We start from the raw sequence: 11754 nt of genomic DNA on the forward strand, positions 1-11754 counted from the left end.
GCCCTTCGATAGTCTCGTACCCGGTTTGGTTTTCGCCTGGTTTGCCAGGCAGCCAGGAATTCGGGCGATTCAGCATACCACTTTCAAGTAGGCTAAAATCCCTGATTAATGCAACTATCATTATGTCACTTAACAGGAGCGAGTCATGGAACTTAAAGGATCCAAAACCGAAGGAAATCTGAAAGCGGCGTTTGCAGGGGAATCCCAGGCGAATCGCCGCTATCTCTACTTTGCCGCCAAGGCGGACGTGGAAGGCCAAAACGATGTGGCAGCGGTGTTCCGTTCGACTGCCGAAGGCGAAACGGGCCATGCCCATGGCCACCTGGAATATCTGGAAACCTGCGGCGATCCGGCTACAGGCCTGCCTTTTGGCTCTTCCCGCGATAATCTCAAAACAGCCATTGCCGGAGAGACTCATGAATACACCGATATGTATCCGGGGATGGCCAAGTCGGCACGGGATGAAGGGTTTGATGAAATTGGCGATTGGTTCGAGACGCTGGCCAAGGCAGAGCGTTCGCATGCAAACCGCTTCCAGAAGGCCCTGGATAACTTCGCCGACTGAACAAGATGATAAAAAGGGATGGACCGGAGAGAAGCCTCGGACTTGATCCGGCCGGTCCGTCCTACCCTGCAATGCCGCTTTCCTTTACTTCTCTTCCGACTTTCTCTTTGCCATGACCAATCGAGAAGGCAGCTTGGAGCCGCCAAAGCGGCATCCCCTCGATTGGGTAAATCCGGATTTTTATGATGAGCCGAAGCTATTCGACGAAATGGAGCGTGTCTTCGATATCTGTCATGGTTGTCGCCGTTGTGTCAGCCTGTGTACGGCTTTCCCGCGACTGTTCGATCTGATAGACGAGGGAACTACCGGCGAACTGGACGGTGTGGAGAAGCAGAATCTGTGGGAGGTGGTGGATCGTTGTTACCTTTGCGATATGTGTTTCATGACGAAGTGTCCCTATGTGCCGCCGCATCCATGGAATGTTGATTTTCCACATCTGATGCTGCGCGCCAAGGCGGTCAAATACAAAAAGGGTGAAGTCGGTTTCCGCGACAAGCTGCTGTCCAGTACCGATCTCATGGGTAAGCTGGCAAGTGTTCCGGTAGTGGTTCAGGCGGTCAACGCCATTACCAAGGCGCCAACCGCACGCAAACTGTTGGATAACGTACTCGGCATTCACGCCGAGCGGAAATTGCCCGATTACGACAGCCATAAATTTCGCCCGAATGCCAGAATCAATGAGTCTTATGAGGTTCGCGACGGCGCCAGGACGCCGGGCAAGGTTGCGATTTATTCCACCTGCTACATCAATTACAACGAGCCGGGCATCGGGCACGATTTATTGAAGATATTGGGGCACAATGAGATTCCCGCGTGTCTAGTAGAAAAAGAGGTCTGTTGCGGAATGCCAAAGCTGGAGCTGGGCGACCTGGACGCCGTGAAAGAGCTCAAATCGGTGAATATTCCGCCTCTGGTGAAACTGGCCAGGCAGGGGTATGCGATACTCACATCCGTGCCTTCGTGCACGCTGATGTACAAGCAGGAATTGCCGCTCATGTTTCCGGAGGATGAGGATGTGGCAGCGGTAGCGGCCGCCATGTTTGATCCGTTTGAGTATCTGATGCTGCGTCATCGCGACGGATTATTGAAAACCGACTTTAAGCAACCTTTGGGGAATGTTTCCTACCATATTCCCTGTCATTTGCGAGTGCAGAATATCGGGCAGAAAACCAGGGACATGCTGCAAATGATTCCCGGCACCAAAGTGAGCGTGGTCGAGCGTTGCTCCGGCCATGACGGGACCTGGGGAGTCAAAAGCGAGCACTTTGCCGATTCCATGAAAATCGGCAAGCCGGTATTCAAGCAAATGGCTGCAACCAGCCCGGATTACATCAGCTCCGACTGCGCCATTGCCGGACGCCACATCCAGCAGGGTATGGGTGAAACCAGCGCGCAGAAACAGCATCCGTTGGCGCTCGTCCGAATTGCTTATGGCCTTTGAATGCGCCTGATCGAACGGGCTTAAAAGGTAGAGCTTTCCCTTGATCGTCCTTATTCCAATTCAGAATACATTTTATATGAAAATATCATGCCTCAGATTGCCCGTGACAGCCTGATGACCCTGGAAGCCTATGCCAAAGCACGGCAGGAATTTCGCGCCCGGGTGATGGCGCATAAAAAAAACCGCAAAGTACATCTTGGAGAAAACGTAACGCTCATTTTCGAGGATGAGTTGACCATCCGATATCAAATTCAAGAAATGTTGCGGGTCGAAAAAATCTTCGAGGAGAAGGGCATACTCGATGAACTGGATGCATATGGTCCCCTGGTTCCTGATGGGAGCAACTGGAAGGCAACCATGATGATTGAATATCCAGACCCTGTCGAGCGCGCCGCGAGGCTGGCGGAATTGACCGGCATCGAAGACAAGATATGGGTAAGGGTAAACGGCCACGATCCGGTTTATGCCATTGCCGACGAAGACCTGGAACGGGAAACCGCACAAAAAACTTCCTCGGTACATTTCCTGCGTTTTGAACTGGCGCGGCATATGATCGACGGGTTACGCGAGGGCGCTTCTTTGAGCATGGGGATCGACCATTCCGCCTATAAGATTCCAGCTATGCCGGTCACCGCAGCAGTATGCGATTCTTTAATCAATGACTTGGCGATACAATGAAAAAAATCCTGGTGTTGCTATGTTTCCTGCCGATGGCGGCCTACGCCCAGCAACAAAAAGGATTCGAATATGAATTTGATCATGAGAGGCCCTGGGTCGAGCTCCAGACGCAATTGCCCGCCTACCCCAACCCCGAAAACCTGCTGCAATTCGACGCGGGTCCGGCCAGCACGAATCTTCATTACGTTGATGCCCCATCCATTACGGTAGGAGAAGACGGGGTGGTGCGTTTTACTCTCGTGATTAAATCACCGCAAGGGGCGATGAATGTAAGCTATGAGGGAATTCGTTGCCAGACCGCGGAAAAAAGAACTTATGCCTTCGGTCGCAACGATAAGAGCTGGGCACGGGCAAGGATATCGAAATGGGTGGATCTCGAAAATATCGCCCAGAATTACGCGCAGCGGGCACTTTCAAGATATTTCTTCTGCCCGGGCGTACGCATGGTGAAGGATCCGGAAGAGGCGATTGACGCATTGAAAGCCGGCATCCACCCTCGAGCGGTTCGCTATTAGGGCTATCAAAGCTGCGAGAGGCTTTAAGCGGTGTTCACAAAGTCCTATACCTATCACTCGACGGTTGGGGCTATCCAGCGCTACCCCTGCGGGCTATTTGTCATCTGCCGGCAGTAACCTTGCAGATTATCCGGCAAATTATCGGGACACACGCCGCACAGCCGGTTTCCCGGTACGGCATAGTCGATAAATGTCGGGTACGGCAAATTGAGATTTGCCATGATTTCCCTGAAATCTTCCAAGGTGCGGTTGTTGCCCAGTCGCGGGTTGCGTTGCTTCTCCTGCCCAATCGCGGAAACCCGCCTATGGTTGTAGTCGTGGGCAGGGTACACCAGGCAGTCATCCGGTAAAGAAAACAACTTTTCCTTTACGCTTCTGAATAACGCATCCGCATCGCCATTTTGGAAATCGGTGCGTCCGCACCCTTCAATAAGCAGCGCATCGCCGGTAAACACCCTGTCATCGCACAGATAAGAAAAATGCCCGTCGGTATGTCCCGGCGTGTGCAGGGGCTGTAGTGTAATACTGCCGATCCGGAAGTGCTTGTCTTCTTCAATCCCCAGGTCGGTGCAGGGCCGCCGGTCAAAAGCGGGCGCAGCGATTTTGCTACCCGTCTTCTTTTTCAGCTCAAGCGCGGCGGTAATATGATCTGCGTGGATATGTGTTTCGATGCTATAGGCTAAATTAAGCCCGAGGCGCTTGATCTCATCGAGATCGCGATCTACCGACGTGATTACGGGATCAATCAATAGGGCGTTGCCAGTTTCGTCGCAGCCCAGCAAGTAGGTATAGGTGCTGGACAGCGGTTCAAACAGCTGACGAAATATCATTTTAAAAACAAGAAATCATTCAAGCGCTCTATTATTGCCCCGTTTTATACGCCTGCATATCGGCATACGTCAATTCGATAGCGGCCGCATGTGCATTGGGCGAACGTGCAGGCCTCATGTGGTGCAGACAAAAACGATCCGGCTGGTAGAGACTGGATCCAGGCCGGACGTTTTAGTCTAGCGTAAGGAAAGACTTTCGGGCTAGTCTAACTCCACTACATTTAGCCGATTCCTACAAAACTCAAGATGGCAACGACGATAACAATTAAACCAACCAGATAAATAATATTATTCATGATGTACTCCGTTGTGGGTTAACAAGCGGAATTCACAGCAACCAAGCGATTCCAGGCAAAATTATGCCTTTAATGGCGTTTACGTTCCGTACGCCAGTGCACAAAGGGAACGGCCTCCTACCCGGCGTCCTGGCCGTGCGTAATCGATCGCAATAAGAAATTCTGGGAAACCGGGAGAAATTGAACAGGAGTATGAATATAGCCCCTGTTTTGGTTAATTTTATTTTATCTGGCGTGGATGCCGAGAATCAGTCCCCGCATCTGTTGAGAAAATATTGCGAGGACATCCTGCTATGGAGATTCAGTGCATCCATCGCCGCGGTATTTATGGAAAAAGGCGCGGTGGCGCTATCGCGCTCGCTCATAGAGGATCTTTGAACGAATACCCAGCCGGCAATAGCCGACGATTGGACCGGGCAACTTGCTAACTGCCTCCTTGAAACTGGCAACGTTTGTGTCGTTTATCTGTCCAGGCACGACCGGCAGGTAGGCAAATTCCAGCCCCAGATGTTTTGCCGCCGCTTCAAGAAGATTGTGATCCGGATGAGCGCCGCCGTCCTCGCTATCCGGCCGGTTACAGATCACGCTTTTGAAGCCGGCCGCCTTAATATCAGCTAAATCCTCCGCATCGATCTGCGGGCTGGCCGAAAAATTGGCATCAATTCTGGTAAGTGGTTTCATGAGCATTCCTCGGATCGGGTATCAGGACTTCCCTGACGATCAATTCGCAATTTACTCTGCCGAACGGATATTCTACGCCGGTCTTTATACTATTGCGCTAAAGCAGAACCAGATTATTCCTATGGATGAGTTCCGGCTCGTCGACGTAACCCAGGATGGCTTCGATTTCGGTGCTTGGCCGACGCGAAATTCTCCTGGTTTCCGCAGCGCTGTAATTAACCAGGCCCCGGGCGATTTCCCGGCCGGTCGGATCAAGACAGCCGACCACCTCGCCACGCTCGAAATTACCGCTGACATCGGTCACGCCGATTGATAACAGGCTTTTGCCGCTGCCTGTCAGTGCTTCTACTGCCCCTGCATCCAGCGTGACGTTTCCACGCATTTGCAGGTGATCGGCGAGCCATTGCTTGCGTGCCGCCAGCGTCATGGTTTCGGCCAGCAACTGGGTGCCAATGGCTTCTCCCTGAGCGAGGAGAATCAGGACGTCAGGTTCATGTCCGGACGCAATCACAGTGTGGGCGCCACTGCGCGCCGCCCGTTTTGCGGCCATCACCTTGGTCAACATGCCGCCGCGCCCAATATCGCTGCCGGCTCCGCCTGCCATGGTTTCGATTGCAGGGTCTCCCGCGCGCGCTTCTTCCACCAGCCTGGCTTTTGCGTCCTTGCGGGGATCGGCGGTGAATAGCCCACCTTGATCGGTGAGGATCACGAGTGCGTCGGCCTCAATCAGATTGGTTACGAGTGCAGCGAGCGTGTCATTGTCGCCGAAACGGATTTCGTCAGTTGCGACGGTATCATTTTCATTGATCACCGGAATGACGTTCAGGTTTAATAGCGTAATCAGTGTTGACCGGGCATTCAGGTAGCGCTTGCGGTCGGATAAGTCCTCATGGGTAAGCAGCACTTGCGCAGCCTGTATTTCATGGCTGCGAAAACAGGTTTCATAAGCTTGTACCAGCCCCATCTGCCCCACTGCGGCAGCCGCCTGCAATTCGTGCAGTGCATGCGGACGTTTCTTCCATTGCAGGCGCTGCATGCCTTCGGCTATCGCCCCGGAAGATACCAGCACGACTTCCCTGCCCATTTTTTTGAGTCGGGCGATTTGTTCCGCCCAGCGCGCGAGCGCGGCATGATCAAGGCCCTGGCCCTGATTGGTGACGAGGCTGCTGCCAACCTTGACGACGATGCGCCGCGACTGTTTTACAATGGATAGCATGTTCGAATTGTTATGCCCATCGAGTGCGCGTTCTTATTCAGCGGATCAGTTTCCGTTGAAGCAACAACAGGGCCAATCTGCGTCCAGCTGCAAGCATCGGGTAAATCACCGCCGCAACGCTTCCGCTGCCGAACAAGAATTTATTCAGCATGGTGAAAGCTCCGGGTTCAGCGCTGAGCGTTGACAGGAGATGCATGCCCTCCGCGCCGTGATAATACTGTCCGTGCCAAATGACGATCATGCCATCGTTGATTTCCATGCCTTTCGAGCGCAATTCCTGTACGAGGACCGGTTTCTCTCTCGCATTGATCAGCTCCATGTCGTCCGCATTTCCACGGGCAGCATGGAATGCCGCAAAGCTTGTGCAGAATGGGCACTCACCGTCATAAATGAGGGATAACCGGTTCGGGTTAGAGGCAATATCAGTGGGCATGACATTCAACCCAGGCCGCGTAGCGGGTCAGGTATTTGTGCATCCGGTTTTACCGGCTCCTGATGTTTGATTTCGGAATTCTGCTCCAGATGCTCCATAATGGCGTAAGTAAGTGCTTTGCAGCCGTCGCCGGACAATGCTGAAATGGTAAAGCTTTTCCCCTTCCAGCCCAAGCCGCGGATGAACTTTTTGCAAATTTTTTCGCGTTCATTTTCAGGCAGTAGATCGACTTTATTCAGCACCAGCCAGCGCGGTTTCCGGTAGAGGGATTCGTCATACTTCCTGAGTTCTTCAACGATGGCTTTGGCTTCACGCACTGGATCTGTGCTTTCATCCAGCGGGGCCATGTCTACCACGTGCAGCAACAGGCGGGTGCGCGTGAGATGCTTGAGGAATTGATGGCCCAGCCCCGCGCCTTCCGCCGCCCCCTCTATCAGGCCAGGGATATCCGCCATCACGAAACTGCGATTCTGATCCACGCGCACCATGCCAAGGTTGGGATGTATCGTGGTGAAAGGATAGTCGGCTACTTTGGGGCGGGCGGCAGATACCGCGCGGATGAGAGTGGATTTGCCGGCGTTGGGCATGCCTAAAAGCCCGACGTCCGCCAGAACCTTGAGCTCCAGTTTCAGATCGAATTCCTGTCCCGGTTCTCCAAAGGTAAATTGGCGGGGTGCGCGGTTGGTGCTGGACTTGAAATGCAGATTGCCAAGTCCGCCGGCACCGCCTTTGGCAAGCAGTACTTTTTGCTCATGGTGCTCCAGATCGGCGACGACTTCTCCCGTGGCGGCGTTGGTGATAACCGTGCCAACCGGCATCCGCAATACGATGTCGTCAGCTCCCTTGCCGTAACAATCGGAGCCGCGCCCGTTTTCCCCTTTTTTGGCGCGATGCAGGCGGGCAAAGCGATAATCAACCAGCGTATTGATGTTGCGGTCGGCAATGGCAAAAATACTGCCTCCACGTCCGCCGTCACCTCCCGAGGGGCCGCCTTTCGGGATGAATTTTTCTCGCCGGAAACTGGCGGCGCCGTCACCTCCCTTCCCGGCAACTACCTGGATGATTGCCTCGTCTATATATTTCATAAGATGCCTTTCTGTTCATTATCGCGCATAAATATCATGCGCAAGCAAAAAAGCCCTATCGTATTGACAGGGCTTTTTTGCGGGAGCTATTAAAAATAGCTAGGCCGGCAAGATGCTTACCGTTTTGCGTTGTGCCGCACCTTTTATGCTGAAGTTTACTGTGCCGGTAATTTTGGCAAACAGGGTATGGTCCTTGCCCATGCCAACATTGTCGCCAGCATGAACCCGCGTGCCGCGCTGACGAATAATGATACTGCCCGCCGGGATCAACTGGCCGCCATAGCTCTTTACGCCCAGGCGCTTGGAATTCGAATCACGACCATTTCTTGAACTGCCACCTGCTTTTTTATGTGCCATGGTAAACTCTCCTTATGCCGAAATACCGGTGATCTGGATTTCGGTATAATTCTGCCGATGTCCCTGATGTTTCTGGTAATGTTTGCGCCGCCGCATCTTGAAAATACGCACCTTGTCGTGCCTGCCCTGATTCAGCACTGTCGCCTTGACCGAGGTGCCGCTTAAAAGGGGCTTGCCCACCGATATATTGTCGCCATCGGCGATCATCAGCACCTGGTCAATCAGGAGCTCGCTTCCGATGTCCGCCGGTATCTGTTCTATTTTAAGTTTTAACCCGGCCTCTACGCGGTATTGTTTTCCGCCGGTTTTTATGATCGCATACATGTTGGACTCCATTTATTGCTCTCAGGAAAGCGCCCTGAAAGAGGTAAGCGCGAATTATACATAGCCGCCTCCCCAAGGTCAAAGGCCTGTCGCGAATGCGTTTTGTGTCAAAATACCCGGCTGTCCCAATTGTCGAACTTGACACGTTGGCTGCGGCATTCCTACCATGGCACCTTTTTTGCAGGAACCTTTGTGTCAATTGAACGTATCAGAAGCCTTATCGCCCAGGACATGGACGCGGTGGATGCGGTTATCCGCGATAAACTCTATTCGGATGTGGGGCTCATCCGGCAGGTAAGTGAATATATCATCAATAGCGGCGGAAAACGCCTGCGGCCAGCACTGGTGATTCTGGCCGCCGGCGCATTCGGCTATTCCGGAAAATATCATTTCAACCTTGCGGCGGTCGTGGAATTCATCCATACCGCGACGCTGCTGCACGATGACGTGGTGGATGCGTCGGAATTGCGGCGTAGCAAGGCTACCGCCAACGCCTTGTTCGGTAACGCCGCGAGCGTACTGGTGGGAGATTTTCTCTACTCCCGCGCGTTCCAGATGATGGTGGAGGTGGACAACATGCGCGTCATGCGGGTATTGGCCGATGCCACCAATACCATTGCCGAAGGCGAAGTGCTGCAGTTGCTCAATTGCCGCGATCCCAACGTCGACGAGGAAAACTACCTGCGGGTGATTCGTTATAAGACTGCCAAGCTGTTCGAGGCGGCGACCCGCCTGGGCGCAATCCTCGGCAATGCCACGCCGGCGGAGGAAGAAGCGATGGCCGCATATGGCATGCACCTGGGCACGGCATTTCAGTTGACCGATGACATGCTGGATTATTCCGGGGATTACCAGGAAACCGGCAAGAACCTGGGTGATGATCTCGCCGAGGGAAAACCCACCTTGCCGCTGATTTATGCGATGAGAACGGGATCAAGCGAACAGGCAGCAATCATACGCAATGCCATCGAGAAGGGCGGGGAGGGCGGTTTCGGGCCGGTGCTGGAAGTGATTCAACAGACTGGAGCGCTGGATTATGCGCGGCGGCGGGCGCAAGCCGAATCCGATACGGCCTCTACGACGATTTCATCGCTGCCGGCTTCCGATTATAAGGAATGCCTGCTACAACTGACCACGTTTGCGGTTGCGCGAAACTACTAGGAGTTGCTGGACTTAACGGGAATTGGTTGCAAAAGGTCCAGCAGATCCATGTTTGTCGGCCTTCCGGTCCAATAGAATAGCTATTGGCCTTCAAAGCTCCCCAAAAAACTGTCCTCACCAGTCACTCTTTCACTTCCATTCTTCAAGTCCGGCACGCCGCCGACCGGATTTTCCGGCACGCGGATTCGGCCGGATTTGCAGTCAACAAGCACTTTCTGGCCCAAATATTGGATTTGCTCGGATACACCTTCCTGCGTACAATTGCTGCCCACGCGCCTGGAGTATTCAAGCGACGTGCGATAAGCAAATATAAGTAGTTGAGTTGGTATAATTCGGGGTGTAGCTCAGCCTGGTAGAGTACTGCGTTCGGGACGCAGGAGTCGGAGGTTCGAATCCTCTCACCCCGACCATTCGGTTTATCCCTATTGGTCTTTCGAATTTAGTGCCGCCGGTGAAGCAGCAACGGCAACCTCCGCTTACTTCGTCATCTGAGAAGCAGCAAAGGCAGACCTCCGCTTACTTCGTCATTCCCGCGAAAGCGGGAATCCACGATTTCCCGAGTTGGTTCATGTGTTCTCGGAAACGATACTCTGGATTCCCGCTTTCGCGGGAATGACATTTGGATAACTGGGTCTCCATCAGACCAATTACTTGAATTCCCACTTTCGCGGGAATGACGATATCTGCGATGTGTTTTGATGGAACGGATTCCCGCGGTCTACATTCTTGCAAGCAAGCGTAATGGCACGTTGTATATAGGCGTGACCGGCAACCTGGTGAAGAGGGTGTGGGAGCACAAGCACGATCTGGTGGAAGGCTTTACTCGAAAATATCAGGTGCATACGCTGGTTTACTTCGAGATGCACGACGAAATGGCGGAGGCAATTCAGCGTGAGAAGCAGCTCAAGAAATGGAACCGGGCATGGAAGATTGATCTGATCGAAAAAACCAATCCTGGCTGGAGGGATTTATGGCAGGAAATTGTTTAGTGCTGGATTCCCGCGTTCGCGGGAATGACCGAAAGAGGAGGTGCTGTGACGGTGACTGGATTCTCGCGTTCGCGGGAATGACGGAAAGGGCGGGCGCTATGGCCGTGGATTCCCCTTTTTCGCGGGAATGACGGTAAGAGGTTTTATGGGACGGGAAGGCGACTCTGATAGCGCCATCGGACCAGTTTGGAAGGAGATGCGATGGAAGATGCTTTTCAGCTCGATCCTGGCCACATGGCGTTTCCCCGCAAATTTCGCATTTCCCCTCGCGTTTATGCAGGAGCTTGCAATCAGTGGAATAGCGATCTATGTGGTGTAAACTGTGCATAATGAATTTGATGCGGCAACGGAGACAACACGTTGGGTAGACTACTGTTCTTCGCCCTTATTGCCGTGCTCGTTTTCTGGGCAATACGTAGCTATCGGCACGGATTAAAAAAGCGGCAGGAAGAGGCGAAAAAAGAGACCCCGTCCATCGAAGGCGAGGACATGGTGCGCTGCACCCATTGCGGTGTGCATTTGCCGAAAAGCGAAAGCGTTCTCTCCGAAGGCAAGTTTTTTTGTAGCGACGAGCATCGCCGTTTGCACTTGCAGCAGTAGATTGATTCCTTCCCCGATACAAATTGACGAGACAGGTTGCCTGGACAACGTACGCTTTATTTCTTCACCTAATAGCGACGATCGTCCAGTTGGTTGCGCCATAAATTTGCTGGTGATCCACAACATCAGTCTGCCACCGGACGAGTTTGGCGGAGAGGGTGTGGTCGAGTTGTTTACCAATAAGCTTGACCCCGGAGCGCATCCCTACTATCAAACTCTGCATGGCCTCAAGGTTTCCGCGCATTTTTTTATTCGTCGAAACGGTGAGATCATCCAGTTTGTTCCTTGCGGAAAACGTGCGTGGCATGCGGGTGAGTCCTGCTGGCGGGGTCGAACGCGCTGTAATGATTTCTCGATCGGCGTGGAACTTGAGGGCAGTGACGCCACCCCTTTTACCGGCATGCAATACGCCACGCTGATAGCGCTCACCCAGGCGCTGCAAGCGGCCTATCCCATTACCGATATTGCCGGGCATTCCGATATTTCAGCGGGCCGCAAGACCGATCCCGGCCCTTGTTTTGACTGGGAGCGTTACCGTGCCGCGCTCAGTGCTGCCAGTTGATGAGCAGTTTATACGGGATAG

At 53.2% G+C, this 11754-nt stretch carries 15 protein-coding genes and 1 tRNA gene; 9 read left to right on the plus strand and 7 right to left on the minus strand.

What is annotated here, in order from left to right; genetic code table 11:
• Positions 1-145: 145 nt before the first annotated feature.
• The 4 genes from BLP45_RS00850 (at position 146) to BLP45_RS00865 (ending at position 3199) form a co-directional block, all read left to right on the plus strand.
• Complete coding sequence (locus BLP45_RS00850; RefSeq protein WP_090368862.1) at positions 146-565, plus strand: rubrerythrin family protein; 420 nt, start codon at positions 146-148, stop codon at positions 563-565.
• Between the two features lie 112 nt (positions 566-677).
• Complete coding sequence (locus tag BLP45_RS00855) at positions 678-2006, plus strand: heterodisulfide reductase-related iron-sulfur binding cluster (RefSeq protein ID WP_090368864.1); 1329 nt, start codon at positions 678-680, stop codon at positions 2004-2006.
• 87 nt (positions 2007-2093) lie between these two features.
• Positions 2094-2684, plus strand: a complete 591-nt coding sequence (locus BLP45_RS00860; protein ID WP_090368865.1) for a DUF3501 family protein — start codon at positions 2094-2096, stop codon at positions 2682-2684.
• Positions 2681-3199, plus strand: a complete 519-nt coding sequence (locus BLP45_RS00865) for a CNP1-like family protein (protein WP_090368867.1) — start codon at positions 2681-2683, stop codon at positions 3197-3199. The genes BLP45_RS00860 and BLP45_RS00865 overlap by 4 nt, the downstream gene beginning before the upstream one ends.
• Before the next feature lie 80 nt (positions 3200-3279).
• On the opposite strand, the gene BLP45_RS00870 is transcribed toward BLP45_RS00865, so the two are convergent.
• The 7 genes from BLP45_RS00870 to rplU form a co-directional block, all read right to left on the minus strand.
• On the minus strand, positions 3280-4029 hold the full coding sequence (locus tag BLP45_RS00870) for an MBL fold metallo-hydrolase (protein WP_090368869.1): 750 nt from the start codon (positions 4027-4029) through the stop codon (positions 3280-3282).
• A 644-nt stretch (positions 4030-4673) separates the two neighbouring features.
• Positions 4674-5006 (minus strand): protein tyrosine phosphatase family protein, encoded by a 333-nt coding sequence (locus BLP45_RS00880; protein WP_176754614.1) that lies wholly within the window; start codon positions 5004-5006, stop codon positions 4674-4676.
• A gap of 97 nt (positions 5007-5103) precedes the next feature.
• A complete protein-coding gene (proB, locus tag BLP45_RS00885) occupies positions 5104-6222 on the minus strand; it encodes a glutamate 5-kinase (protein ID WP_090368875.1) in 1119 nt (372 codons plus the stop codon).
• A gap of 37 nt (positions 6223-6259) precedes the next feature.
• Positions 6260-6655 carry a DCC1-like thiol-disulfide oxidoreductase family protein gene (locus tag BLP45_RS00890; protein WP_143002360.1) on the minus strand — a complete coding sequence of 132 codons (396 nt, stop codon included), beginning with the start codon at positions 6653-6655 and terminating at the stop codon, positions 6260-6262.
• A gap of 5 nt (positions 6656-6660) precedes the next feature.
• Complete coding sequence (gene cgtA / locus BLP45_RS00895; RefSeq protein WP_090368878.1) at positions 6661-7740, minus strand: Obg family GTPase CgtA; 1080 nt, start codon at positions 7738-7740, stop codon at positions 6661-6663.
• Between the two features lie 99 nt (positions 7741-7839).
• Complete coding sequence (gene rpmA / locus BLP45_RS00900) at positions 7840-8097, minus strand: 50S ribosomal protein L27 (protein ID WP_090368880.1); 258 nt, start codon at positions 8095-8097, stop codon at positions 7840-7842.
• A 12-nt stretch (positions 8098-8109) separates the two neighbouring features.
• The gene (gene rplU, locus BLP45_RS00905; protein WP_090368881.1) at positions 8110-8421 is read right to left on the minus strand and encodes a 50S ribosomal protein L21; all 312 of its coding nucleotides are present in this window, start codon (positions 8419-8421) and stop codon (positions 8110-8112) included.
• A gap of 192 nt (positions 8422-8613) precedes the next feature.
• Between rplU and ispB the strand changes: the two genes are divergently transcribed.
• From ispB to ampD, 5 genes are all read left to right on the plus strand, one after another.
• Positions 8614-9582 (plus strand): octaprenyl diphosphate synthase, encoded by a 969-nt coding sequence (gene ispB / locus BLP45_RS00910; RefSeq protein ID WP_090368883.1) that lies wholly within the window; start codon positions 8614-8616, stop codon positions 9580-9582.
• A 333-nt stretch (positions 9583-9915) separates the two neighbouring features.
• Positions 9916-9992, plus strand: a tRNA-Pro gene (locus BLP45_RS00920).
• 288 nt (positions 9993-10280) lie between these two features.
• Positions 10281-10571, plus strand: coding sequence for a GIY-YIG nuclease family protein (locus BLP45_RS00925; protein ID WP_090368887.1), 291 nt, complete (start codon positions 10281-10283; stop codon positions 10569-10571).
• Between the two features lie 360 nt (positions 10572-10931).
• Positions 10932-11171 (plus strand): PP0621 family protein, encoded by a 240-nt coding sequence (locus BLP45_RS00930; RefSeq protein WP_090368890.1) that lies wholly within the window; start codon positions 10932-10934, stop codon positions 11169-11171.
• Positions 11172-11187: 16 nt separating this feature from the next.
• A complete protein-coding gene (gene ampD / locus BLP45_RS00935) occupies positions 11188-11733 on the plus strand; it encodes a 1,6-anhydro-N-acetylmuramyl-L-alanine amidase AmpD (protein ID WP_090369392.1) in 546 nt (181 codons plus the stop codon).
• The last annotated feature ends 21 nt before the right edge of the window (positions 11734-11754 follow it).

It is taken from the genome of Nitrosospira sp. Nl5 (assembly GCF_900102495.1).
Classification (GTDB): domain Bacteria; phylum Pseudomonadota; class Gammaproteobacteria; order Burkholderiales; family Nitrosomonadaceae; genus Nitrosospira.